The organism is Natrarchaeobius oligotrophus (assembly GCF_003841465.1).
Taxonomy (GTDB): Archaea; Halobacteriota; Halobacteria; order Halobacteriales; family Natrialbaceae; genus Natrarchaeobius; species Natrarchaeobius oligotrophus.
This window is the reverse complement of the sequence record NZ_REFZ01000011.1, coordinates 101,552-125,436: the sequence shown is the minus strand read 5'-3', so window position 1 is coordinate 125,436 and position 23,885 is coordinate 101,552. Positions and strand designations below refer to the sequence as shown.

General features: G+C 66.3%; 22 protein-coding genes. 10 read left to right on the top strand and 12 right to left on the bottom strand.

What is annotated here, in order from left to right:
- Positions 1-67: 67 nt before the first annotated feature.
- From EA472_RS15605 to EA472_RS15585, 5 genes are all read left to right on the top strand, one after another.
- Complete coding sequence (locus tag EA472_RS15605; RefSeq protein ID WP_124192445.1) at positions 68-1,021, top strand: ABC transporter ATP-binding protein; 954 nt, start codon at positions 68-70, stop codon at positions 1,019-1,021.
- Positions 1,018-2,967, top strand: a complete 1,950-nt coding sequence (locus EA472_RS15600; protein ID WP_124192444.1) for a PrsW family intramembrane metalloprotease — start codon at positions 1,018-1,020, stop codon at positions 2,965-2,967. The genes EA472_RS15605 and EA472_RS15600 overlap by 4 nt, the downstream gene beginning before the upstream one ends.
- Positions 2,957-4,108: an ABC transporter permease gene (locus EA472_RS15595; protein ID WP_124192443.1), complete on the top strand. Its 1,152-nt coding sequence runs from the start codon at positions 2,957-2,959 to the stop codon at positions 4,106-4,108. The genes EA472_RS15600 and EA472_RS15595 overlap by 11 nt, the downstream gene beginning before the upstream one ends.
- Before the next feature lie 61 nt (positions 4,109-4,169).
- A complete protein-coding gene (locus tag EA472_RS15590; RefSeq protein ID WP_124192442.1) occupies positions 4,170-6,659 on the top strand; it encodes a penicillin acylase family protein in 2,490 nt (829 codons plus the stop codon).
- On the top strand, positions 6,656-7,180 hold the full coding sequence (locus EA472_RS15585; protein WP_243637866.1) for a hypothetical protein: 525 nt from the start codon (positions 6,656-6,658) through the stop codon (positions 7,178-7,180). Before EA472_RS15590 ends, EA472_RS15585 begins: the two co-directional genes overlap by 4 nt.
- Before the next feature lie 271 nt (positions 7,181-7,451).
- Here EA472_RS15585 and EA472_RS15580 read toward each other — a convergent pair whose 3' ends face one another.
- Positions 7,452-8,000, bottom strand: a complete 549-nt coding sequence (locus tag EA472_RS15580; RefSeq protein WP_124192440.1) for a hypothetical protein — start codon at positions 7,998-8,000, stop codon at positions 7,452-7,454.
- 231 nt (positions 8,001-8,231) lie between these two features.
- On the opposite strand from EA472_RS15580, the gene EA472_RS15575 reads away from it, so the two are divergent.
- On the top strand, positions 8,232-8,642 hold the full coding sequence (locus tag EA472_RS15575) for a MarR family winged helix-turn-helix transcriptional regulator (RefSeq protein WP_124192439.1): 411 nt from the start codon (positions 8,232-8,234) through the stop codon (positions 8,640-8,642).
- Positions 8,643-8,758: 116 nt separating this feature from the next.
- Here EA472_RS15575 and hemA read toward each other — a convergent pair whose 3' ends face one another.
- The 6 genes from hemA to EA472_RS15545 form a co-directional block, all read right to left on the bottom strand.
- Positions 8,759-10,087, bottom strand: coding sequence for a glutamyl-tRNA reductase (gene hemA, locus EA472_RS15570; RefSeq protein WP_124192438.1), 1,329 nt, complete (start codon positions 10,085-10,087; stop codon positions 8,759-8,761).
- Positions 10,084-10,740, bottom strand: coding sequence for a precorrin-2 dehydrogenase/sirohydrochlorin ferrochelatase family protein (locus EA472_RS15565; protein WP_124192437.1), 657 nt, complete (start codon positions 10,738-10,740; stop codon positions 10,084-10,086). Before EA472_RS15565 ends, hemA begins: the two co-directional genes overlap by 4 nt.
- An 18-nt stretch (positions 10,741-10,758) precedes the next feature.
- Positions 10,759-11,838 (bottom strand): siroheme decarboxylase subunit beta, encoded by a 1,080-nt coding sequence (gene ahbB / locus EA472_RS15560; RefSeq protein WP_124192436.1) that lies wholly within the window; start codon positions 11,836-11,838, stop codon positions 10,759-10,761.
- 188 nt (positions 11,839-12,026) lie between these two features.
- Positions 12,027-12,518: a cupin domain-containing protein gene (locus EA472_RS15555; RefSeq protein WP_124192435.1), complete on the bottom strand. Its 492-nt coding sequence runs from the start codon at positions 12,516-12,518 to the stop codon at positions 12,027-12,029.
- 256 nt (positions 12,519-12,774) lie between these two features.
- On the bottom strand, positions 12,775-13,644 hold the full coding sequence (locus EA472_RS15550; protein ID WP_165874916.1) for an alpha/beta fold hydrolase: 870 nt from the start codon (positions 13,642-13,644) through the stop codon (positions 12,775-12,777).
- 192 nt (positions 13,645-13,836) lie between these two features.
- On the bottom strand, positions 13,837-14,358 hold the full coding sequence (locus EA472_RS15545; protein ID WP_124192433.1) for an SRPBCC family protein: 522 nt from the start codon (positions 14,356-14,358) through the stop codon (positions 13,837-13,839).
- 105 nt (positions 14,359-14,463) lie between these two features.
- Here EA472_RS15545 and artA point away from each other — a divergent pair, with 105 nt between their 5' ends.
- Complete coding sequence (gene artA, locus EA472_RS15540) at positions 14,464-15,474, top strand: archaeosortase A (RefSeq protein ID WP_124192432.1); 1,011 nt, start codon at positions 14,464-14,466, stop codon at positions 15,472-15,474.
- Complete coding sequence (locus tag EA472_RS15535; RefSeq protein ID WP_124192431.1) at positions 15,471-16,181, top strand: metallophosphoesterase; 711 nt, start codon at positions 15,471-15,473, stop codon at positions 16,179-16,181. Before artA ends, EA472_RS15535 begins: the two co-directional genes overlap by 4 nt.
- A gap of 6 nt (positions 16,182-16,187) precedes the next feature.
- Here the strand turns inward: EA472_RS15535 and EA472_RS15530 are convergent, their stop codons facing one another.
- From EA472_RS15530 to gatB, 5 genes are all read right to left on the bottom strand, one after another.
- Positions 16,188-17,483 carry an NAD(P)/FAD-dependent oxidoreductase gene (locus tag EA472_RS15530; RefSeq protein WP_124192430.1) on the bottom strand — a complete coding sequence of 432 codons (1,296 nt, stop codon included), beginning with the start codon at positions 17,481-17,483 and terminating at the stop codon, positions 16,188-16,190.
- A gap of 94 nt (positions 17,484-17,577) precedes the next feature.
- A complete protein-coding gene (locus EA472_RS15525) occupies positions 17,578-18,630 on the bottom strand; it encodes a zinc-binding dehydrogenase (RefSeq protein WP_124192429.1) in 1,053 nt (350 codons plus the stop codon).
- 383 nt (positions 18,631-19,013) lie between these two features.
- Positions 19,014-19,148, bottom strand: coding sequence for a transporter (locus tag EA472_RS15520; RefSeq protein WP_124192428.1), 135 nt, complete (start codon positions 19,146-19,148; stop codon positions 19,014-19,016).
- A gap of 111 nt (positions 19,149-19,259) precedes the next feature.
- Positions 19,260-20,279: an MBL fold metallo-hydrolase gene (locus EA472_RS15515; RefSeq protein ID WP_124192427.1), complete on the bottom strand. Its 1,020-nt coding sequence runs from the start codon at positions 20,277-20,279 to the stop codon at positions 19,260-19,262.
- 1 nt (position 20,280) lies between these two features.
- On the bottom strand, positions 20,281-21,768 hold the full coding sequence (gatB, locus tag EA472_RS15510; RefSeq protein WP_124192426.1) for an Asp-tRNA(Asn)/Glu-tRNA(Gln) amidotransferase subunit GatB: 1,488 nt from the start codon (positions 21,766-21,768) through the stop codon (positions 20,281-20,283).
- 211 nt (positions 21,769-21,979) lie between these two features.
- Between gatB and EA472_RS15505 the strand changes: the two genes are divergently transcribed.
- Together EA472_RS15505 and EA472_RS15500 are read left to right on the top strand one after the other, a co-directional pair.
- On the top strand, positions 21,980-22,315 hold the full coding sequence (locus tag EA472_RS15505; RefSeq protein ID WP_124192425.1) for a thioredoxin family protein: 336 nt from the start codon (positions 21,980-21,982) through the stop codon (positions 22,313-22,315).
- A 23-nt stretch (positions 22,316-22,338) separates the two neighbouring features.
- Complete coding sequence (locus EA472_RS15500) at positions 22,339-23,850, top strand: ribonuclease H-like domain-containing protein (protein ID WP_124192424.1); 1,512 nt, start codon at positions 22,339-22,341, stop codon at positions 23,848-23,850.
- Positions 23,851-23,885 lie beyond the last annotated feature (35 nt).

Genomic DNA, 23,885 nt, shown 5'->3' with positions numbered 1-23,885 from the left:
GTTGGAACGGTGGACTGTCGGGAGCCACTAGACTTTACTGGGGTGGCTTCCTGCCTCGAGTCGTACAATGGCGATACTCGAAGTGGACGGTCTCCGCAAGGAGTACGGAGATTTCGTCGCCGTCGAGGGCAGCACGTTCTCGATCGGTCGCGGCGAGGTCTTCGGCGTCGTCGGCCCGAACGGCGCGGGCAAGACGACGACCCTGAAGATGCTGGCCGGGTTGATCGAGCCGAGCGGGGGAAGCGCCACCGTCGCCGGCTACGCACCCGGCGAGCCTGCGATGCAGCGGCAGCTCGGCTTTCTCCCCGAGGAGTCGCCGCTGTACGAGGAGATGACCGCCGTCGACTACCTGACGTTCTTCGCGGACCTCTACGACGTTCCGTCGGACGTCGCGCGCGAGCGCATCCATCGGACCCTCGATCGACTCGACCTCGAGCACCGCGACCGTCGGCTCGGCAACGTCTCGAAGGGGATGAAACGCAAGGTCGCCATCGCCAGAGCGCTGGTGAACGATCCGGACGTGTTGATCTTCGACGAACCGGCGTCGGGGCTCGATCCGCTGACGACCAACTACATCATCGAGTTCACCCGCGAGCTGAGCGACGAGGGCAAGACGATCGTCTTCAGCGCGCACAACCTCTTTCACGTCGAGAGCATCTGCGATCGCATCGCCGTCATGAACGACGGTCGGATCGTCGCCCGGGGCACGCTCGAGGAGATTCGCGACGCACACGGCGGAACCGAGTACCACGTGTACGCGACGGTCGACGCCAGCGCCGCCCTCGACGCCGGTCGCGACGCGGTCGGAAGCCGGTCCGGACCGTCCCGGTCGGTCGCGGTCTCCCGCGAGAACGGCCGCGTTCGTCACGTCGTCCCGGAGATGGCCGACGTCGAGGCGATCCGGGAGGCCGTCGAAGCGAACGGCGGCCGCGTGACGGACATTCGGACGGAGACGCCGAGTCTCGAGGACATCTTCCTCGAGATCGCCAGCGACGGCCCCGACGGGGAGGCGAAGGCGTGAGCGGCGAGCGGTCGGCCGTCGATCGGGAGTGCCGGCGGACGAAAAGAATCGTCCGCAGGAGCCTCGACTCGCTTCGACGGATCGGACGGATCGCCCGCTGGGAGGTCAGCCGGAGCGCCGGAACGGTCGATCGGAAGACTGTCCTCGTCGCGGTCGCGATGCTGCTGGTCGTGGGTGCGGTCGGCCTGTCGGTCGCCGACGACGGCCTGGGGCTCGCCGACGAACTGTACGTCGTCGGCGTCGACGGGGACGACCCGTACGCGGACGTCGTCGCGGAGAGCGATCGGTTCCGTGCGGTACCGCTCGAGGACGTCGAGATCAGCGGTGACGGTACGGACTCGAACGTGGACGTCGTCGTCACCCGCGACGGGGAACTGGGTTACGTCGGTGAGAACGGCGAACAGGCGTTCGACGCGTTTCGAGATGCGATCGAATCGTACAACGAAAACCGGATGGCCGAAGCCGACGACGAGGTCGCCGCCTATCCGGTGCTCGTAACCGTCTCGTACCAGGAACGCGATCCTCTCAGACCGGACGGGACGACCAGTCCGGCGGAATCGGACGGAACCGACTCCGGTGCGAGGGACGACTCGTCGACGGAGTCGAGTCCGGACGACGGGGCGGCCGCCGACTCGGATGGAATGACTGACGGGTCGACCGCCGACTCGGACGGCGTGACTGACGGGTCGTCCGAACCGACCGACGAAACTCGAGACGGTGACGAACTTCGCGTCCCCGACGTCGGCGGAACGATCGACGAACGAACGACTACCGGAACGCCGAGTACGCTCTCGCCGCCGTTTCCCTTTCAGTCGCTGTTGCTCGCGTTTCTGTTCATCGTGCCGATGAACTTCGTCGTGCAGGCCTACGGCAGCACGATCATGGACGAGCGGATCAAGCGCCGGGGGGAACTCTTGCTCGTCTCCCCGTCGTCGCGGTACGAGATCGTCGGTGGAAAGACGCTGCCGTACGTTCTCGGACTCGTCGCGATCGTCGTCGCGACCGCCGTCGCGATCGGGGGTGGCCCCCTCTCCGTCGCAGCGGTGATCCCGATCGCGCTGGTGTTTCTCGGCTCGACGTTCGTCGGCGCGATGCTCGCGCGCTCGTTCAAGGAACTGACGTTCGTCACGGTGACGATCAGCGTCTTCCTCACGACGTACGCGTTCGTCCCCGCCATCTTCACCGAGGTGACGCCGATCGCGCTGATCTCTCCCCTGACGATCGTCGTCGTGGATCTCCAGGGCGATCCGGTAACGGCGGGCGAGTACCTCTTTTCGACGGCCACGTTCTACCTCAGCGCGTTCGTTCTCTTCCTGCTCGGGATCGGAATCTACCGCGAGGAGGATATGTTCGCCCAGAAGCCGATCCCCGCGAAGATCCTCGACGCGATCACGAGCCAGATCGACTCGATTTCGGCTCGCGTTGGCGGCCACTGGAGTCCGTTCGTGTTGTCGATCCTCGGTATCCCGTTCGTCTTCGCCGCGCAGTTACTCACCGTTTCGCTCCTGTTCGTCGTTCCCGACGTCGTCGCTTTGCCGATCATGCTCGTCGTCGCGGCGGCGATCGAGGAGTTCGCAAAGAGCGTTCACGTCTACGCCGGGTTCGCACGCGGCCGCTTCGAAGCCACCGGACGGACGGCCGCCGTCTTGGGGGCGTTCTCCGGAGCTGGCTTTTTCGTCGGCGAGAAGCTCACCCACCTCGGTCAGCTCGTCGGCCTTCCGGAGCTTGCGGTGGGTACGGCGGCGTTCGGTCCCGAACTCACGGGCGGCGTCTCGATCGCGGTGCTGGCGGCCGTCGTTCTCGCGCCGCTCGCACTCCACGTCGTGACGGCGACGATCTCCGCCGCGGGTGCGCGGCGAGGGTCGATCCCCTACGCGGTCGCGTTCGTCGTGGCGACGCTCGTCCACGCGCTCTACAACCTCGGGGTGATCGTCCTTGTCACCTGATCGGGACTCGTGGCGACGGTCGGACGAACCGTCCGGTCCGCGCGGACCGAACCCGCCCGAGGCGACCGACGACCCGAACCCGAGCGGCGTCTGGCGCGCCCGCTGGGCGATCGCTCGTCGCGAACTGCGCTCGCTTCGATCGGAGAAGACGATCATGCTGGCCATCGCGATTCAGCTGTTCATCGCGGCGTTCTCCTCGTTTCTCGTCGTCGGACTCGTCTCGATGTACGATCCCGGCACCGTCGACGGTCACGAGAGCGGCGTCGCGATCACCGGGAGCGACGCGACTCCCCTCGCCGCCGTCGTGGATCGACAGGACGGCCTCGAGGCGGCGATCTACGACGACCGCGCCGACGCCCATCGGGCGTTCGAAAACCGCCGGAACGACGCCGTTCTCGACGCAAACAGGAACGACGACGGGCGGCTCGTCGTCAGGGTGACCGCTCCCGACGGCGGGCTCGAGACCACGCTGCTCGTCGTCCAGCTTCGGGAGGCACTCGAGACGCTCGAGTACGTCGAACGCGTCGAGAACGCCGACCGTCTCGAACAGCCGCCGCTTTCGGTTCCGGACGGGACCGACGCCAGCCCGTACGCGGAGTTCACGTACGTCGTCTTGCTCCCGCTGCTTTTGTTCCTGCCGGCGTTCATCAGCGGCTCGATCGTCGTCGACTCGCTGATCGAAGAGCGCCAGCGCGGCACGCTCGAGTTGCTCCGTGTCGCCCCGCTCTCGTTCGTCGACGTCGTCGACGCGAAGCTGGTCGCGACGGCGTCGCTCGCGCCCCTGCAGGCCGTCGCGTGGCTCGCGTTGCTCGCGGTCAACGGAACCGCGATCGCACACCCGCTGGCGCTGATCGTGCTCGTGACGGCGCTTGCGACGCTCGTCGTCGGCGCCGGTGGTGCGATCTCGCTGTGGGCACCGGACAGGCGACAGGCGCAACTGCTGTACTCGAGCGTCATCGTCGGCGCGCTCGTCGTTTCCACGCTGCTTCCCGAACATCCGGCCAACACGGTCGCGAAGTTCGCGATCGGACACCCGACGGCAACGACGTGGCTGTCGCTCGCGCTGTACTGTCTGATCGGCGCACTCGCGTTCGCCTCGGTTCGAGTGATCGTCGACCGGATCGACTCCGACTCGCTGTGATCGGATTCCCGGCGGTCGGTATCGAAGACATTTATGGACGCTTGCACCCTCTGAACGAACAGTGAGCGACGATTTCACGCGGCGGGCCGCACTTGCCGGCGCGCTCGTCGCGGGCGTCGGTGGGCTCGCGCTCTCGTCGGCCCGGGAGCTGCTCGAGTCGTTCGCTCCGCTGTCCGGCGACGCCTGGGCCGCCGCCGACCGAACGCGTCCGGACCGGGTCGAGAGCCCCTACGGCGACGCGACCGTTCGGTACGACGACGACGGCGTTCCGACGGTCGTGGCGGACGACGAGCCGGCTGCGTACTTCGCCGTGGGTTACGTCCAGGCGTTCGACCGGCTGTTCCAGCTCGACCTGCAGCGTCGCGTCATGCGCGGCCGGCTCAGCGAGGTCGTCGGCGACGTCGCCGTCGCGGACGACGAGTTCCACGTCGCCATGGACTTCGTCGGCGCGGCCGAGGCCACCTGGGAACTCGTCGCCGACACGCCGGCCGGCCCGCTGGTCGAGGCCTACGCCGACGGCGTCGACGCCGTGATCGACGCGGGGAGCCTGCCGCTCGAGTTCGAACTGCTCGGATACGAGCCGCGGCCCTGGACGCCGGTCGACTCGATGCTGATGGAAAAACAGATCTCGTGGGATCTGACCGGGAATTTCGCCGAACTCCGCCGATCGATGGTCGCGGACCGCCTCGGTGCAGACGTCGCCTCGGAGCTCTACCCGGCGCGAATGGACCACGAGACGCCGATCCTGCGGGAGTCGCTCGAGGCGGAGACGATCGGCGGCTCCGGCTCGGACGGCGAGTTCGGCGCTCCCGGCGTCGGCGCGTCGAGCACCGTCGAGGGAGTTGCCGATGGGGCAGTCGGCGGTGCGAACGACGCTGGACTCGAGGATGACGCCGACGCGACGACGGCCGGCGAATCGGTCGGTCCGGCGCTGTTGAGCTGGCTGTCCCGGTTCGAGTCGCCGCCGGGCACCGGCTCGAACAGCTGGGTGGTCTCCGGCGGACACACCGAGAGCGGCCGCCCGATCGTCGCCTACGATCCACACCTCGCGTTGATGACGCCGCCGCTGTGGTACGAACAGCACGTCGAAACGCCCGAAACGTCGGTTCGCGGCGCGACCTTTCCCGGCGTTCCGTTCGTCATCGCCGGCGCGAACGACCGCGGAACGTGGTCGTTCACCAACGTCGGCGCGGACGTCCTCGATTGCTACCGGTACGAGATCGACGACGACGGCGACCGCTACCGGTACGACGGACAGTGGCGCGAGTTCGAGACCGACGAGCGAGAGATTCCCGTCGCCGACGGCGAGGATCGAACGGTGACGGTCAGAAAGACCGTTCACGGTCCGCTCCTCGAGCGAGAAGGCCGGACGGTCGGCGTCGCCTGGACCGGTCACACCGCGACCCGGACGACGGAGGCGATCTACGAGTTCGGCCGCAGCGACGGGCTCGAGGACGTCCTCGAGTCGACCCGGACGTTCGATCTACCGACGCAGAACCTGGTCTACGCGGACGCGGACGGTCGGACGCTGTACTACGTGACGGGGAAGCTCCCGATTCGGACGATCGACGGCGAGGTCGTCTCCGGCGACCGCATCTTCGACGGCTCGGCGGGCGAGGGTGAGTGGGACGGCTTCACCCCGTTCGGCGAGTCCTCCTGGGAGGGGTTCGTCCCCTTCGAGGAGAAACCGCACGCGATCGATCCCCACGTCCTCGCGACGGCCAACCAACGCGTCGTCGACGATCCCGACCACTACGTGGGCGTCTCGTACGCGACGCCCTACCGCGGTGCGCGCATCTACGATCGCCTCGACGCCGCGCTCGAGGCCGGCGATCCGACCGACCTCGCGTTCCACCGAGACCTCCAGGACGACGTCGTCGACGGCCGGGCGGCACGACTCGTGCCGGACCTTCTGGACGCGCTCGAGGGAGCCAGCGACGACGACCGCACCGACGCCGCCGAAACGCTCGCGGCGTGGGAGTACCGCATGGATCGCGACTCTCGCGGGGCGCTCCTGTTCGCGCGGTGGCTGCATCACTTCCGGCGGCGCGTGTTCGAACCGGCGTTCGGCGACGCCGGACTCGACAAGTCGTACTACCCGAACGACTGGGTTGTCGCGACGCTCCCCGCCGACAGCCCCTTTTTCGACGAGCGGACGCGCGCCGAGGCGATGGTCGACGCGCTCGAGGACGCCGTCTCCGAGATCGACGCCGAGGGGTGGACGACATACGGCGACTGGAACTCGACGCGATCGATCGGTCACCCGCTCGGCGTCGAAGCCCCGTTTCTGGACTACCCGGAACGACCCGCCGACGGCTCTCGGGCGACGGTCAAAAACTACCGCGTCGAGTCGGGCGTCGGTGCGAGCTGGCGAATGGTCGTCGAACCGGGGGGCGACGCGACCGCGATCCTCCCCGGCGGGAACTCGGGCGATTACTTCTCGCCGCACTACGACGACCAGCTCGAGCGCTGGCTCGAGAACGAGCAGAAACTGATGGACCGGACGGTCGAGGGCGACGTCGACACGACCGTCGTCGGTGATCGATCGTGAGCGGCGAAGACGAGCGTGCGTCCGACGGTGCCGGCGAAGCCGACGTTTCGGACGTCGCCGACCGCGACGTCGGGAGTGGTTCGGACCCCGTTGACGGGGACGGGCGCGCTTCGAACGCCGCCGACGGGGGCGCTTCGAGCGCCGCTGAGCGCCCCGGCGACAGCGCCACTGTCGACGACGGTCGAGGGACCGCCCGCCTCGAGTCGCGACTCGCGGCGGTTCGAACGAACCCGCGCGTCCGTAGGCCGGCGTTCGCGCTCGCCGCGGTCGTCGGACTCGGACTCGCGTGGGTCCACTGGCTGGGACTCGTCTGCGGCGGCGCGCTCGTCGGTCTGCTCTCCCCGTCGTTGCGACGGGGAGTCGTCGCCGCACTCGGGTTCGGCGTGCTCGTGCTCGTCGTCTTCTTCCTGCGAATCGGCCCCGTCGCGCTCGTCATCGAGATGCGCCCGATCGTCTTCGTGACCGTCGCGTCCGCGTTCGCACTTCCCGCGCTCGGAGCGCTACTCCGCGGTGTCCTGTAGTCCCGCAGTGAGTGTTTCGAGTGTCTCCGCGTCGACGAAGCTACCGGCGAAAAAGCGGCGGATGTCGGCGTTTCCGAACGGCCGCCTAGCTGCGGCTGAACACGCGCTTGATTCGCGAGACGATACCACTGTCGTCGGTACGGTTCGCGTCTCGATCGTTGTGTTCGTCCGCCATACGTCAGTATACAGTATAGATTCGTGATACTAAAATGTGGGGAATCGTGCGCCGTCGTCGCCCGGATCGCGACGGGACATCGGTCAACGCAGGGTCTTACGGGAGGTTCGCGACGGCTTCGGCCAGTTCCGTCTCGGTCTCCCACCGGTAGAGCCGCCCCTCCTCCTCGAGGAGTTCGAAGACGCCGTCTTGCATCCAGCCGAACGATCGGTCCTCGTCGGGGTACTCGCGTTTGAGCACGTAGCTCTTCGAGAAGTACTCCTCCGTCCCGACGAGCAGCCCCTGTTCGACGAGGAAGTCGCTAGGTTCTGCCTCCGCGACGCCGACGACGTGCGAGGCGAGGTCCGCGACGAGACAGAACTTTTGGATCCCGTTTTCCCACTCGCCACGGACGTCGATCATGCGGAAGGCGTAGGAGTCCGGTCGACGGTTCAACCGATCGACGACGAGGTTCACCCGGCGGATCGGCTCCCGATCGTAGCTCCCGAGGACGAAGTAGGTCCGCTCGTTCTCGTAGATCGGCGTCAACTCGCTCAGCGCGTGGAGGAGTTCCTCGTTGTCCGCGAGCGTGAGCTCGTCCGCCTCGAGACGGTCGGACGCGCTGGTGAGGACCTCCTCCGGTAGGGGCGGCTCCGTATTCGTCATGTCCCCACGTTCTCGTGACCGGAAAATAATCGTTTCCGAGTCGTTTCCGTTTCCGATAGCCGTCGGTTACGCGCGCACGTCTTCGATCCGGGCGTCACCGTCGACCGACGGCGATCTCCGACCCGTCCACTCGATTCCGGTTACTCGTCTGTGCTTCACTCGGAAGTGATTTACCTGAGGGTAATTTACCCGTGGGTAAACTACTTGAGGGAGGAATCCGTAGGTGGCCGTATGAGCACCCGTCTGGGAACCGGTGAGGGGACGCAAACGCGCGAACTCCTCCACTTCATCACCCAGGAGACGCGGTTCGCACTGATCGCCAACATTCTCCAGCATCCCGATGGACTGCCGTCGATGTACGAACTCGAGCAGCTGAATCCGAGCGTGAGCGACTCGACCGTGTACAAACACGTCCAGAAGCTGATCGACGCCGGCGTCGTCGAGGAAGTGGCGCTTCCCGATGACGAACGAAGACAGGGCTATCCCTGGAAGTTCTACGGACTCACCGACGAGGGACGCCGGTTCCTCGAGCGACACAATCTGCTGGCGGCCGAGGAGACGCTGGAGCGACTTTACGCAACGATTTCCGATAAACCCGAGAAGATGGTAACCTACGAAAACGCACCGCGTCCCGAGCGGTAGCGTCGTCCCGGACGGGAATCGAAATCAGCCGAACACGTACGGACTGCTGTACGTCGTTGCCGACACAGCTGTGACCGTCCTAGGGTTTCACCGATAATCCGGTACAGCAATCCGTATCAGTCGTCGTCGGCCGGTCCGACCCGGACGTCTCCCTCGCGTTCGATCGCCGACGGCGAGAACGACTCGTTGCCGCTGAAGTGGGGGTCGAACAGTTGGAGCGCGGTGTTGATCGTACTCCAGTCGTCCTCGGCGGCCGCCTCCCGCAGGCTCTTCGTCGGCGGCGCGAGCAACTGACTGACCAGCGCGTCCGCCATCGACTCGACGATCTCACGCCCTTCCGGCGAGAGGTCGTCTTCGAGCTTCGAGAACGCGGTCTCGAGTTCGCGGCCCTTGATCCGCTCTGCGGATTCGTACATCGCGGCGATGACCTCGTCGGCCCGGGCGCGTTTGTACTGATCGCAGAGGAGTTCGAACTCGTGGTCGATCATCGATTCGACCTCGCGGGCGGCGTCGGCTCGTTGCTCGCGGGTCTCTTCGGTGATCGACTCGAGGTCGTCGAGGTCGTACACCGTCACGGCCGACAGCGACGCGACCGACGGATCGACGTCGCGGGGCTGACCGAGGTCGACGATCACCTGGGCGGCCGCGTCGTCGTCGCTCGAGTCTCGATCCGCGTAATGAGCGGACTCGAGCACCGGCTCGCTGCTGTTGGTCGCCGTGACGACGACGTCGGCGTCGGTCGCGACGCTCGACAGCGCCGCCAGCGGGACCGCGCGCGCCTCGACGTCGAGTTCCGCGGCGAGGTGGTCGGCGTTCGAGACGGTTCGGTTCGCCACGACGAGTTCGTCGACGTCTTCGGCGAGGCTCCGTGCGGCGAGTCGTCCCATCTCGCCGGCACCGACGACGAGCGCCGTTGCGCCGTCGAGTCTGACGTCCCCGGCGGCGAGTTTCGTCGCCGCAGAGCCCAGCGAGACGACGCCTTCGTTGATCTCCGTCTCGGTTCGGCCGCGCTCGCCGACGTGAATCGCCTTGGTGACGGCGGGCTCGAGCATCGAGCCGATTCCATCCGCTGTGCGCGCGTCCTCGTAGGCCGTTCGTACCTGTCCGAGAATCTGGTCCTCGCCGACGACGACCGACTCGAGGCCGGCGGCGACCGACAGCAGGTGTCTGAGCGCCTCGTCGTGGTCCGCGTGGACGATCGCGTCGTCGTCGACGCTGGCGAAGAACTCCTCGAGCGTGGCCCGCCCGACGGCGGGATCGGGGCCGACGACGTACGCTTCGACTCGGTTGCACGTCGAGAGGACGTACGCCTCTTCGATCTCCGACACGGAAAGCAGTCGCGCGACTCCGTCTCGCTGGCTCTCCGGGCTCGCAGCCGCGAGATCGTCGACGCGTGCGCTATCGTGGCTCACCCGTGCCGCCGAGACGACGCCCGTCGGGATCACGCCCCGTCACCCCCGTCGGATAGTTCTTCTTCGAGCACGTCCTCGATCACTTGTCGGCCGTTGGAAGTACCGCTACGTAAAGCTGTCCAAACGTCCGGAGAATTGACGACGTCGGTGACGATCTCTCGTCGTCGGTTCGCTGACACGTCCCGGGATTTCAGCTCGCTGCGGAGTCGTCGACAGAGCGAGGCCATCGATCCGGCCCCGTCGATCGACTCCTCGAGTTCCCGGCGGAGGTGTTTGCTCAGCGCGGGTGCCGTCCCGCCGGTCGCGATCGAGACGACGACCGGATCGTCCCGAATCGTCGCGGGGACGACGACGCCTCCCGGCTCACGTCCGCCGGCGCGGTCGGCGCGGTTGACCAGGAGTCCGCGATCGCGCGCCGCCTCGTTGACGGCGTCGTTGACGACCTCGTCGTCGGTTGCGGCGACGACGAGCGCAGGTGATACCCGATCGATCCACGCTCCGATCTCGCCCGGTTCCGGTGAGGCCCTGATCAGCTCCGCCGTTCCGAACCCGCGGTCTGTGAACGCGGGACTGATCACGATCACCCGCGCTTCGCGGGCGAACCGGCGAGCCTTGCGAGCACCCACCGGACCGCCGCCGAAGACGAGCACCGTCGCGTTCGAGAAGTCGTGCAGGAGCGGAATCATGGTCGATCGGACGCGTCGTCAGTCCGACGCCGTGTTGGCGTCGGCGCGCTCTCGCAGGCGGATGCCGGTCTTTTTCAGGATCTGCGTGGAAAAAAGCGTGTCCCAGTCACTTTCACCGACGTCCCAGTACTCCGCCATTGTCTCGCGAACCTGTTCGATTCGCCGGTCGCTCTCGGACTCGCTTCGCCCGTGGGTCATCGCGAAGAAGTTGTAGGGCCAGACGCCCTCGTGGCGCGGGCGCTCGTAACAGTGGGTGACGAACGGCAGCGAGGCGACCGCCGGACCGACCTCGTCGACGAGGTCGTCCGGCACGTTCCAGACGGTCATTCCGTTTTCCGTGTACCCCAGCGCGTAGTGGTTCGGCACGACGCCGAGTCGGCGGATCTTTCCCTCGCGGTCGAACCGCGCGATCGTCTCGAGTACCCACGACGTCTCGCGGCCGATCGAGTCGGCGACGTCCGCGTACGGCGTCTCGGTCAGCGGAAGCCCGTCCTGGATCTCGAGGACGAGATCGCGTTCGGCCGGCGAGAGCGTCGGCCGGTCGGTCGGTTCGACCGACGGACCGAAATCCGAACAGTCGATTCCGCCGTCCCCGTGCTCGTCGCCCGTCAGCGGCCCGTCGACGTAGAACTTCGCTTCGACCCGAAACTCCCGAAGTTTCGGCAGGTTGTACGTCTCCTGTCCGGTTTCGCGTTCGATCCGACGCAACACCTCTTCGACGCCGTCTCGCTTCGCGACCGAGACGACGAACCAGACGTTCAGGCGCGGGTGCTCGCGTTCGTAGTTGTGGGCCACCTCGCGGTAGCCGTTGACCGTCTCGACGATCTCGTCGAACCGGTCGTCCGGCGCGTGCATCGCGACGAGCGACGCCGCGCCGCCGATCTCCTGGGCGTTCACCAGCGGACCGAACCGGGAGAGAACCCCCCGCTCGTCCAGCCGACGGATCGTCTCGAGCAGCGACGTCGCGTCGACGTCGACGCCGCGGTCGCGCATGGCGGCCGCGGCCGGTTCGAACGGCCGTTCCACGACCGGAAAGCCGCCCTGGTAGGCGTTGACGACCGCTCGGTCGCGCTCCGTGAGGTCGGCGTCGATGCTCATGCGAGAATCTCGGCAGCGCCGAGACATAAGCGAACCGGACTCGGCAGGTCGGGCCACAGCGTTCACGACGTCGCTCGAGTCGTGGACGACGCGTACGGATCATCGTCACAATACTGCACAAAGCGGTGGAAAAAGACATCGAGTGCGAATAGAATACGGAAACCGTGGAAGTTGCTCGGTCTTGGCCCCTACACGTGGAGGTCGTGTTCCTGGCAGAGCTTGGGAACGCTTTCAAGGTCTGCCTCGAAGTCATACCGCTCGCAGATTTCCGCGAAGCGGGCGAGTGCTTCCTCGTCCGCGGGATCGAGAGGATAGAGACGTGAGATCTCCTCGAAGAACTCCGAGAACTCGCCCGGTGCGATGATCTCGAGAAAGCGAAGCGGTTCGTCGCCCGCGTTCCAGAACGTATGCCAGACCTCCCGGCCTTTCACGACCGATTCGTGGGCTGGGACGGTCGTCAGTTCATCGTCGGCCAGTACGGTCATCTCGCCGTCCAGCACGTAGGAGATCTCGTCCTCACGGCTGTGGCGGTGAAGCGGTGCTGCCAACGTGTGCGGCGGGAGCGTGTGTTCGACGATGGCGACGTTCGCCTCGTTCTCCGTCCGGGAGGTGTTCAGTCGCGCACCGAGCTTACCGATCGTAACGTCGTACTTCGCGGAAGGCGTAACTTGTGAACTCATCACGAATTATAATTGGACTTATGGGAGCATAAAGCAGTATTCGTGGTAACCCGGAGAGTCGTCGAACCCGGCCAGTGTGTAACCGGCACACAACCCGGCCAGTGTGTAACCGGTACACCATCCACCGCGCGTCTGCCCCCCTCCAGACCCGTCGGTGACCGATTTTCGCTCCGTCTCTTGTACGCCCCGCTCGACCGATACCCCAAGTGTCACAAGCGGCGTGTAACATCCAGCGGATGTAGTCGCCACGGTAGGGTTATGACTCCGTCACGAACTCCATCAGAAGCGGAATAACGTGATCTGCGGCTTCGTCGGGAACGAAATGACCGGTATCAGGAAGTCGATGGACGGTTGCGTTGGAAAGCTCCGATTCCCACCGGTCAAGATACGTCTCGTCGAAGGACGGGTCTCGAAGTCCCCAGGCGACGAGGGTCGGTTTGTGTGTTATCTGTGCGCGTTGGTGCCACAACGACTCATACCAGTCTGAGGAACCGATCAATTCGCGCGCGAGCACCAATAGCGCGATCCTGTCGCCGGCGGACGAGAACGGGCTCGTATACTGAGCGTGTATCTCGTCGGTGAGGGGTGATTCGTCTCCCCACATGTATTTCAGCAGTATACGCGGAGAACCGTTGTATCTGCAGTAAAAGAGTCGGCCGAGTAATCCGCCCAGCAGTAGATCTGCGGCTCTAATCGTCGTATCGTCCGTGAGCGACCATAACCACGTGTTGAATAGAACGAGACGGGACACCTGTTCCGGGTGGTCGATCGCATAGGACAGTCCGATCGGTCCGCCAAAGTCGTGGACGACGAGCGTGAACTGCCCCAGTCCCAGATACTCGATAAAACTACTGAGCCTATCGGCGTGGTCCTGCGGGCGATACCCTGCACCGTCAGGTTTCTCGGAGAGTCCGAACCCGAGATGATCCGCGGCGATCACCCGATAGTCCCGTGAAAGCGTGGTGATAAGGTTCCGGTAGAGAAACGACCACGTTGGTGTCCCGTGAACCAGAAGGATCGGATGGCCGGCTCCCCGATCCACGTAATGCATGCGCCCGTCATCCGACTCGAAGTACTGCGAGTCGAACGGATACGCGGACTCAGAGAGCCAGTTTGGTTGGTTCATCCCTCTTTGCATATTCGACACTGTCGGATAAATCAGTTGTGCGGGTGCAACACGGGAAGTCCGCTGTGTGTGCGCTGTGTGGTCACCGACCGCCCTCAGTTTCCGAAGGTCACTGGAGTAACGCCACGAATTGTTCCGCTCGTCCCGAGGGATCGACTCCGGTGCGCCGCTGAATCGATACACCGGATCGCATCAGGGCATCTCGTGGATCGTCAGCTCGACCGGTCGCCGATCGCCTTCGATGTCCGCGACGAGCCGTTCGACGACGGTCTCGGCTTCGGACAGCAGCCGCGGACGAACTCGGTCGACGACCCAGTCGAGCGAGACGAACCGCGGCAACGAGATCGCGCTCCTGTCGGCCGAGTACGGATCGTAGACGGCGTCGAAGTAGATCCGACTCGCGGTCTCATGATCCGCCGGCGCCGCCTCCGGTTCGGACTCGACGCGCCACTCGCCGCGGGCGTCGACGTCGTTGACGAGTCGCCACTCGAGGGACTCCGGAGGTGAAACGTCGGTCACCTTCGAGTTTGCGGTGTAGCTGAGCTTCCACCACGCGAGGTGCAAATCGTAGATCGATCCGACGCCGCCGTCGCCGCGGACGCGAACGTCCTCGAGGTGCTCCGTGTACCGCGGGTAGTCGGTGAACGACCGCACGTACGGAAAGACCTCCTCGGGCGAACGGTAAGCGACGGTGCTGAGAAGGATTCTGTCCACGGAGGGCGTAAGTCGACCGATAGGCGTAAGGATTGCTATCCCGTCCTCGAGCGAATCGAGACGAGGCGTCAAGTTGATACCACGAGAGTCCGTCGGTTCGCCTGAATGCCGTCTACACCAGCCGTGGCGGGAGCGAGCTCGACGGGCCTCGAGCCGCTGTCGACGTCGGTCGTCGCCCCGGCGATTCTCGGATCGCAGTTTACCGACGCCCTCGCGTGGATCGCGATCGCGGCTTTTTTCGCGGCGGTCGTACTCCACTGGCGGGGCGCGACGGATCCGGCTCGACACCTCGCGGCTGCGGCCTGGCTCCTCTTCGGCGTCTTCTGGCTGACGATGGTGCCGTACTACTACTACGACGCTCAGAGCCCGTTACAGACGGTCCTCGCGCTCGCCGCCCTGCCGCTTTGTGTCTACACCGGCTACCTCCTTTACGGGGGGCGCGAGTCGCTCATCCTGCTTTCGAAGGCCGTCGCGATCATGGGGTTGATCTACCTCCCGGCCGAGACGATTCCGTTCGTTCGTCAGTGGCTGATCGAGACGACCGCCGCCCAGACGCACGTCGGGATGGAACTGCTCGGGTACAGTCCCGGCATCAACGAGGGGGCAAACGGCTACCAGAGCAGGTTCGACTTCGATCCCGACGAGACGGTCACCGGCCGAACCACCTACATCGTGCTCGCCTGTACCGGAATCGGGAGCATGGCGATCTTCGGCGGACTGATCGCGGCCGTCAAGGCCCCGCTACGCCGAAAGCTCGCGGGCATCGGTCTCGCAGTCGGCATCATCTGGCTGCTCAACCTGGGTCGCAACGTCTTCATCAGTCTGGCCTCCCCCTACGGCTGGTTCCAACAGGAGTGGCTGGTCTCGTTCATGACCACGTACATGGGCGCACAGCCCGACCGCGTCTCCTTTCTCGTCGCGCACAACTACATCTCCCAGTTCCTCTCGGTGATCGCCCTCGTCGCCATCACCTACCTCGTGGTCAAAATCGTCCCCGAGGTCCTCGAGCCCCTCGAGGAGGTGCTGTTCGTCCTGACGGGTAACGAGTACGACCTCTTCGAGGCGCTCGGGACCGAGGAGGTTCGCGCCGACGGCGGCTCGAAACGAGACCAATGACCGCCGCGCCCGATCCGCAGATCGCGTTCGTCGATCGCGCCGTTTCCCTCCCCGAAGCGGACGCCCTCGTCGTCGCGGATCTCCACCTGGGCCGCGCCGCCGCCTCGAGCGTCGACGCACCGATCGGAGACGGTGCCGAACTCCGCGAGCGGCTGACGTCGATCCTTGAGCGAACCGCACCCGCGACGGTCGTCGTCGCCGGCGACCTGTTGCACTCGTTCGGATACGTTCCCCACGGCGTCGACCGCGACCTGACCGCGCTCGAGGCGGCCGTCGACGACGCCGGCGCGTCGCTGGTCGTCACGCCGGGCAACCACGACGCGATGCTCGAGGACGTCTTCGACGGACCGACGACCGACGAGTACAGACTCGCGGACGGCGAGACCGTGGTCTGTCACGGCCACGAGCGACCGGACGCCGACGCGAGTCGGTACGTCGTCGGCCACGACCACCCCGCGCTGTCGGTCGAGGGGCGAAAGCGTCCGTGTTTTCTCTACGGGCCGGAAGTCTACGACGGCGCGTCGGTTCTGATGCTGCCGGCGTTTACGCGCGCCGCCGCCGGGGCGACGATCAACGGGATGCGAACCAGGGACTTCCAGTCGCCGCTGGTCGCCGACGCCGACGCCGTTCACCCCGTGGTGTGGGACGACGCGACCGCCGAAGCGCTGTGGTTTCCGCCGCTGGGAAAGTGCCGGGAGCTGCTGTGACGGAAGTCACGCGGACAGATCTCTCGCGACCGCCCGCGCTGCGTCCCGGCCGCTTTCCATCGCTCCCTGAATCGACGACCAGCGGGTGTACTCGCCGGCCAGATAGATCGATCCGTCCGGATCCCGCACGCCGGGGAGTCGCTCGTGGATTCCCGGTGGCTGTGCGAACTGTGCGAACTCGATGCGGTCCGTGTGGAGTCGCTCGAGGTCGTCGAACGGTCGGCCTGGAAACCACGACTCGAGCGTGCGACGCGTCGTCTCGGTCAGTTCCTCGTCGGTCTCCTCGCGCGTTCCCAGGTACGTCGCGCTGAACAGCGTCCGTCCTTCCGGCGCGTGCGACGGCGCGACGGCGCTGTGGGGAACGACGTGGTTCGGGCCGTCGTCCGTCGGATTCAACAGGAGCCGCTTTTCCCCGCCCAGCGCCGATTCTTCCGGTACCCCGTAGTACTGGGTGAGACAGGACCGCGCGTCGGTCGGAACGTCGGTCACTCCGGTCAGCGATCGAGCCGTCGGCGGATCAGTCGCAACGACGACCGCATCCGCGTCGATCGTCCGACCGTCGGCGACGACGGTCGCGTTCGCCGCTCCGTCCGTACCGACCCCGTCGCTCGCAACCGACTCGACCGGTACGCCGGTTTCGATCGTTGCGCCCGCATCTTCGACCCGCTCGGCCAGTTGTTCCGCAACCGCGCCCATCCCGGCCGCCGGAACCGCGACGTCGCCCGTCGCGAGCGCACGGAACGTGTACTCGAACACTCGACTCGAGGTCGACAGCGACCGATCGAGGGTGATCCCGCCGTAGAACGGGCGGGCGAAGTTCTCGAGGAACCGTTCGGAAAATCCCCGTTCGCGCAGGTACCGTTCGATCGACTCGTCCTCGCCGGTGAAGAGCGTCTCGGGATCGGCTCGTCCGAGTCGCCACCGAAGCGCCGCGACCCGGACCTTGTCCGTCGTCGAGACGTCCCGCGCGGCCAGCGTCTTCGCTGTCGCGCGCGGTCGACGGAGCGGATCGACGAGCGTCGAGCGCCGTCCCGGCCGGGCGATCGTCGCCCCCGGATCGTACCGGCACAGCGCCAGCGACTCGAGGTCGAGTTCCCGGCGGACCGCGGGGTAGGCGGTGAACAGAACCTGGAATCCGCGGTCGAAGCGATATCCGTCGCGCTCGCGCGTTCGAACTCGTCCGCCGACCGCATCGCGGCGCTCGAGAAGCGTTACCTCGAGACCACCGGCGGCGAGGTGACGCGCGGCGACGAGTCCGGCCAGTCCACCGCCGACGACGACGGCTCGCGGAACGTTCGTCATACCGGTCCTTCGGACCGGTGCGGCTAAAATCGAGGGCCTAACGGCAGCTCGAACGACGAGTTCGACGTCCGAACCCGTCTCGAGCGCGTGGCGATCAGTCGAAGTGGATGAGCGGTTTGATGATGCCGTTTGCTTTCTCGTCCATCATCTCGAACGCGTCCTCGATCGCCGCGAAGTCGAACTCGTGTGTCGTCATGTGGGTCGGATCGACACGGTCGGTCTGGAGCAATCGCAACAGCCGTTCGATGCGCAGGCGTCCACCCGGACACAGGTCGGTCACGATGTCGATTTCGGCCATTCCGACGCCCCACTCCTCGCGGGGAATGCGACGAAACTCGCCGTCGCCGTGGTAGCCGACGTTCGAGACGGTCCCTCCCGGTTTCACGACCTTGATACAGTCCTGTAACGTCCGGTCCGTGCCCAGCGCCTCGATGGCCGCGTCGACGCCCTCTCCGTCGGTCAGTTCCATGATCTGCTCGACCGGATCTCCTTCCTGGAAATCGACCACGTGATCCGCGCCGTACTCCACGGCGAGTTCCTGTCGCGCGTCGACGGTTTCGACGGCGATTATCTCTCCGGCACCCTGTAACGCCGCACCTTTGGTGGCCATCAACCCGACCGGACCCTGTGCGAAGACGACAACTCGACCGCCGACCGGAACGTCCGCGTTCTCCGCGGCGGCGAATCCGGTCGACATCATGTCCGCGGTGTACACCGCTTCGTGGTCGCTGACGTCGTCGGGGATGTGTGCGAGGTTCCCGTCCGCGTCGTTTACGTGGGCGTATTCCGCGAACGTCCCGTCTTTCACGTTCGCGAACTTCCACCCGCCCAGCGCCTGATTGGACTGGGACGGGTGGCCGTCCTGTGCGGCTTTCGAGTGCCAGTCGGGAGTGATCGCGCCGACCGCGACCCGGTCGCCGGCGTCGAAGTCAGTGACGGAGTCGCCCACCTCGTCCACGACGCCGACTACCTCGTGGCCGAGCGTGAGGTCTTCGCGCTCGCCGACCGCACCGTGGACGGTGTGACAATCCGACGTGCAGATCAACCCCTTCGTCGGTTTCAAGATCGCGTCCGTCGGTCCCGGTTCGGGACGCGCTTTCTCCGTGATCCCCGTCTCGCCGATCTCTTCCATGACGAATGCCTTCATGGTCCGTTCTCTCCACACCTGCGAACCCGATAAAGCGTTCACACGGTTGACAGCTCCGGTGACTCTCACCACGAACTCACTGATACGGATTGCTGTACCGATGTACCGGCACACCCGCCGCCCGGGTCGCGGGTGTGCCGGTACTAACGGACAGTATCGTACGACAGCGTGCTCGACGGCTTCCACCGCGAAAGTCGGTATCGAATTCCACGCTGTCTGTGGCGAATTCTGCGCTGTCGGACCACGCCGCACACGACGTTCGAAAGCGCGAGTCCGCCGGTGTCTCCACGGCCCTGTCGCTCTCCGCTCGAGCGGGCCGTGACGCGAGATACGGCCGCTGACCCGGCGAACGCCGAAACCGCCTTTCGCGGCTGGCGCTGCTCTCACAGATCGGTAAGGAGTCTGAGACCGACGCCCACGACGATCGTAAGGACGCCGAGGATCGTCGCGACCGGCGGAATCGGAACGAACAGCAACGCGATCCCCGCGAGGATCACGACCGTCGAGGCTCTGACCATACCCATTCGTCGACGGACTCACACGTATCGTTGTGGCCGGCAGTATCAGCGAGGACGGCGGGCCGCTCGAGAGAACGCGTCCGAGTCGGCATCGAATCGGCTACCCGAAGTTCAGCCCGTCTCGGACACGAGTTCCTCGAGATCGACGTCGTCCGCGACCAGACGGTACTCCTCGTCTTCGATCTCGACGATCTCCTCGTGACGCAGGTGGTCGAGGTGGGCGTACGCTTCGCCGGGTCCGTGGACGATGTGGATCCCCTCGAGATCGCCGAAGAGGTGAGCGCTGACCGTCCAGGCGTCGGCGGGGCCGTGTTCGCGGAGGACGTCGAGGACGTTGCCGGTCCGCTCGCGGTGGTGTTCGAGGATCGTCATCGCCCGACCGGCGGGATCGTCGATCGGATCGCGGTGGCCCGGCCAGACGCGGTCGTACTCTTGCCCGGCGATCCGCCGGAGCGTCGCGAGGTACTTCTCGAGCGGGCGGTCGACCCGGACGTCCGCCCCGCCCACGTTCGGCGTGTAGACGGGGAGGATCGCGTCACCAACGAACGCCTCCGAACCCGGCTCGCTCCCGCCGTCGGCCGCGCGACCGTTGCTCCCGTCTACGATCTCGAAACAGCAGAGGCCGGCGGCGTGTCCCGGCGCGTGGACCGTCTCGAGCGTCGTGCCGCCGACTTCGAGGACGGTTCCGTCCTCGATCGGCGTCGCGTCCGCCGGCTCGCCTTCGATCGCCCGCGCACCCTCGAGCAGCGCCAGCAGTTCGTCTTTCGGCCCGTCGGGAACACCCCACGCCTCGAGGAGGTCGCGCCGGCGCTCGTCGAGTGCAGCGACGGCGTCGGGCTCCGCCTCGATCAGCGGTGCGTCGGCCTCGTGGACGTAGACCGTCGCGTCGCTTTCGGCCTGAATCTCGCCGGCCAGCCCGGCGTGATCGACGTGAAAGTGCGTGAGGACGACGTCGTCGACGTCCGCGAACTCGTAGCCGCGCGCCGCGAGGCCCTTCTCGAGGTCCGAGCGAATTTCGGGGGTCGAGACGCCGGTGTCGACGAGCGCGAGGTCGTCGGTCCCCTCGTCGACGAGGACGTACGCGTTGTTGCGCCCCTCGAACTCCTCGTTGCCAAGCACGATGCGGTCCATGTTAGCCCTCGAGTTCGGCCCGCAGCAGCTGGTTGACGTCGCCGGGGTCGGCGCTGCCGCCGGTCTTTTGCATGACCTGGCCGACGAGGAAGTTGATCGCACCGTCCTCGCCCGCTTCGTAGTCGGCGACCGCGTCGGGGTTTTCGTCGATCGCCTCGACGACCGCCTCCTGGACGTCGTCCTCGTCGGTCTTTCCGAGCCCCTCCTCGGCGACGACCTCGTCGGGGGTTCGGCCGTCGTCGAGCATCGACCGGAGAACCGTCTCGCGGGCGTTTTTCGCCGTGATCTCGTCTGTCGCGACGAGTTCGACCAGCCGGGTGACCTCCTCGAGTCGACCCTCGATCCCGACGATCTCCATGTCGCGGTAGTTGAGTTCGCCGAGCAGGTTGTCCGCGACCCACGTCGCGGCGAGGTCGGGATCGAACTCGCTCGCGACGGTCTCGTAGAAGTCCGCCACCTGCTTCGTCGACGTCAGCTTCGAAGCGGCCTCCTCGTCCAGGTCGTACTCCGCGCGGAACCGCTCGCGACGGGCCGACGGCAGCTCCGGAATGGCGATCTCGTCCTTCCAGCCCGAGACTCGAAGCGGCGGGAGGTCGGCCTCCTCGAAGTAGCGGTAATCCTTTTCCTCCTCTTTCGAGCGCATCGAGACCGTGATGCCGCGCGCTTCGTCCCAGTGGCGCGTCTCCTGTTCGACCGCGCGGCCGCGCTGGATGGCGTTCTTCTGGCGCGTCTCCTCGTAGGCAAGCGCCTTCTGGGCGCCCTTGTGACTCGAGATGTTCTTGACCTCGGTCCGGTTTGCGGCCGCGAGCGCCTCTTCGCCGATCTCGTCTCCGTCGCCGTCGATCTCCTCGTCGGGGATGATCGAGAGGTTGGCATCGATTCGGAGGCTGCCGTCGCGCTCGGCGTCGAAGACGCCCAGGTACTCGAGGACCTCCTCCAGCTCCGCGAGGAACGCCCGCACCTCGTCCGGACTGCGAAAGTCCGGGGCCGTGACGATCTCCATCAGCGGCGTGCCGGCGCGGTTGTAGTTCACGAGCGTGTAGTCGGCGGTGTCGATGCCGCCGCCGACGTGCTGGAGACTCCCCGGATCCTCCTCGAGGTGGGCCCGCTCGATCGTGATCGTGCGCCGGGTGCCCTCGACGGCGACTTCGAGTTCGCCGTCTGCACAGATCGGCTCGTCGTACTGGGTGATCTGGAAGTTCTTGGGCAGGTCGGGGTAGTAGTAGTTCTTGCGGTGAAAGCGCGTCTCCTCGGGAATGTCGGCGTCGATCGCTTTGCCGATCTTGACGGCGGCTTCGACGGCCGCCTCGTTGAGCACGGGCAGCGAGCCCGGCAAGCCGAGACAGACCGGACAGACGTTCTCGTTCGGCTCGTCGGTCTGTTCGGTCGAACAGCCACAGAAGATCTTCGTGTCGGTCTCCAGCTGGACGTGGACCTCGAGTCCGATGACGGTCACGAGGTCGCCCTGCTGGACGGTCTGGGCAGTCATTGAGCCTCGATTCGGGCCCGTGCGGGTAAAGCGTAACGGGACGCGGCCGTCGGCGCACGCGGTCGTTCGCGTCGGACCGACGCGAGGCTCAGCCGTCGTCACCACCGCTGGACGAGAACCGAATGCGACCCTCACCACATCGAACGTGCCACTCCGTGGATCGAACGCGATCCACCGTGGCGTCTTTCCCCCTGCGAACGCTATCGCGAGTATGGAAGACGCCGCCAAACCCGCTTGGCTCGCGGACGGCGACGATCTCGACGAATTCGTCGTCGGCCGAGACGTCGCGCTCGTCGAGTTCTACACGAGCGGCTGTTCGAAGTGCCAGGCGATGGAGCCGGTGCTCGGCAACGTCGCCCGCGAGACGGGCGTTCCGGTCGGAATGGTCAACCCCGGCGACGACCTCCCGCTGGTCGAGCGCTTCGACGTCTCGTCGGTTCCGACGCTCGTGCTGTTCGAGGACGGCGAGCCGATCGCCAGCCTGACCGACGGATTCGTCGGCGGGGACGAACTCGTCTCCTTCCTCGAGGACCACGAAGCCTTATAGTCGGCCGCCGTCACCGGGCCGGTATGGCAACCGGCGGCGGTCCGTCACTGCTCGCGCTCCGGTGTGACGCGCTCCCCGACGGGAGCGACTCCGTCGTCCGCGACGTGCTCGGGCACTTCGCGCCGGATCTCGTCTACGCGATTCGCGAGGGGACGGACGCGAGGATCGTCAGCCGGCTCCGCCGGGCGTTCGACGGGCCGGTCGTCTCTGCCGCCGGACCCGCGACTGCGCGCGCGGAGACGATCGACGGGGTGACGGTCGCGTTCGCGGATTCGCTCTCGTTGCTCGAGGACGACGTTCCCGAGGACGCCGACTACGTCGTCTGCGACGCGCTCCAGATCGGTCGCAACCGCGTCTCGCTGGATGCGACGCTCGACGGCCTCGAGGAGATCGCACGGTACCAGGACCGATCGAGCGCCGATGCCGAGACGACGTTCTGCAGCGGATCGCTTCCGGCGAACTACGATCACGTCTGGACCGCCCGCATCGACGGGCGACGGGTTCGGCTGCGGGTCCGGGGGATCGGGCCGATCCCTCGCTCGGGCGCGGTCGAACTCGCGACCTCGACGCTCGGCCAAAACGGGTCGGTCGCGACCTCGTCCGTCCCGGCCGATCGATTCGGACTCGCCGCGGTGACCGGAGTCGGACCGAAGACGGCGGATCATCTCCGGGCGAGCGGCTACGAATCGCGGACCGATCTCGCGGCGGCGTCGCTCGCGGAGCTGCGCTCGGTTCGGGGCGTCGGCGCGTCCACCGCGCGAACGATTCGGGCCAGCGCCCGCGCGCTCGCCGGATCGCGCGTCGTGCGTCGGACGGACGAACCCGTTCCGCCCGCCGGCCGGTCGCCGCTGTTCGTCGACGTCGAGACCGACGGCCTGCAGCCGACGGTCATCTGGTTGATCGGGACCTACGATCCAGACCGGGAGACGTACGTCGACTTCCTCGACGAGATGCCCGCGCGGGACGATCCCGGATCGGCGACGCGCGCGTTCGTCTCTTGGCTCGCCGCCGAGTACGACGAGCCGTCGCTTGTCGCCTGGAACGGCCACGCGTTCGACTTCGAGCACCTCGGACGATTCGTCGCCCGGTACGCGCCCGAGTACCGCGAGTTCTGGACCGACGACGTCTCGAAAGTCGACCCCTACGACTGGGCGGTCCGGCGGAACAACGCCGTTCTGCCGGGCCGGACGAACCGCCTCGAGGACGTCGCCGCCGCGCTGGGGTGCGACCGCGGCGGGGACATCGCGGCTATCGACGGGAAGGCGCTCGCGTCGCGACTCCGCCGCTTTCTCGAGCACTCGTCCGGCAGGGAGGGGACGAACGCGTCGGCGACCGCGGCGTCGGCCCGCAAATCCGAGCCGGTACCCGAGATCGACTGGAACCGGGCACGTCGATACTGCGAGGCCGACGTACGCGAACTGGCCGCCATCTACGAGGCGATCGTCGACGCTGAGCCGGTGGAGCCGACGCAGCCGGACCGAAGCGCGGAACCCGACGACGAATCGACGAGACAGAGCGGACTCGCGGAGTTCTGACCGACTACCGAACGGGAAGACGATCGACCGCGAGA

Coding starts and splice junctions, on each gene's coding strand:
- ahbB (WP_124192436.1), bottom strand. CDS start 11,838: ATGAGCATCGACGCCGACCTCACGGAGCGCGACCGAGCGGTCGTCAAC.
- EA472_RS15505 (WP_124192425.1), top strand. CDS start 21,980: ATGGAAGACGCCGCCAAACCCGCTTGGCTCGCGGACGGCGACGATCTC.
- EA472_RS15525 (WP_124192429.1), bottom strand. CDS start 18,630: ATGAAGGCATTCGTCATGGAAGAGATCGGCGAGACGGGGATCACGGAG.
- EA472_RS15520 (WP_124192428.1), bottom strand. CDS start 19,148: ATGGTCAGAGCCTCGACGGTCGTGATCCTCGCGGGGATCGCGTTGCTG.
- EA472_RS15535 (WP_124192431.1), top strand. CDS start 15,471: ATGACCGCCGCGCCCGATCCGCAGATCGCGTTCGTCGATCGCGCCGTT.
- EA472_RS15605 (WP_124192445.1), top strand. CDS start 68: ATGGCGATACTCGAAGTGGACGGTCTCCGCAAGGAGTACGGAGATTTC.
- gatB (WP_124192426.1), bottom strand. CDS start 21,768: ATGACTGCCCAGACCGTCCAGCAGGGCGACCTCGTGACCGTCATCGGA.
- EA472_RS15565 (WP_124192437.1), bottom strand. CDS start 10,740: ATGATTCCGCTCCTGCACGACTTCTCGAACGCGACGGTGCTCGTCTTC.
- EA472_RS15500 (WP_124192424.1), top strand. CDS start 22,339: ATGGCAACCGGCGGCGGTCCGTCACTGCTCGCGCTCCGGTGTGACGCG.
- EA472_RS15550 (WP_165874916.1), bottom strand. CDS start 13,644: ATGAACCAACCAAACTGGCTCTCTGAGTCCGCGTATCCGTTCGACTCG.
- EA472_RS15530 (WP_124192430.1), bottom strand. CDS start 17,483: ATGACGAACGTTCCGCGAGCCGTCGTCGTCGGCGGTGGACTGGCCGGA.
- EA472_RS15580 (WP_124192440.1), bottom strand. CDS start 8,000: ATGACGAATACGGAGCCGCCCCTACCGGAGGAGGTCCTCACCAGCGCG.
- EA472_RS15515 (WP_124192427.1), bottom strand. CDS start 20,279: ATGGACCGCATCGTGCTTGGCAACGAGGAGTTCGAGGGGCGCAACAAC.
- EA472_RS15575 (WP_124192439.1), top strand. CDS start 8,232: ATGAGCACCCGTCTGGGAACCGGTGAGGGGACGCAAACGCGCGAACTC.
- artA (WP_124192432.1), top strand. CDS start 14,464: ATGCCGTCTACACCAGCCGTGGCGGGAGCGAGCTCGACGGGCCTCGAG.
- EA472_RS15555 (WP_124192435.1), bottom strand. CDS start 12,518: ATGAGTTCACAAGTTACGCCTTCCGCGAAGTACGACGTTACGATCGGT.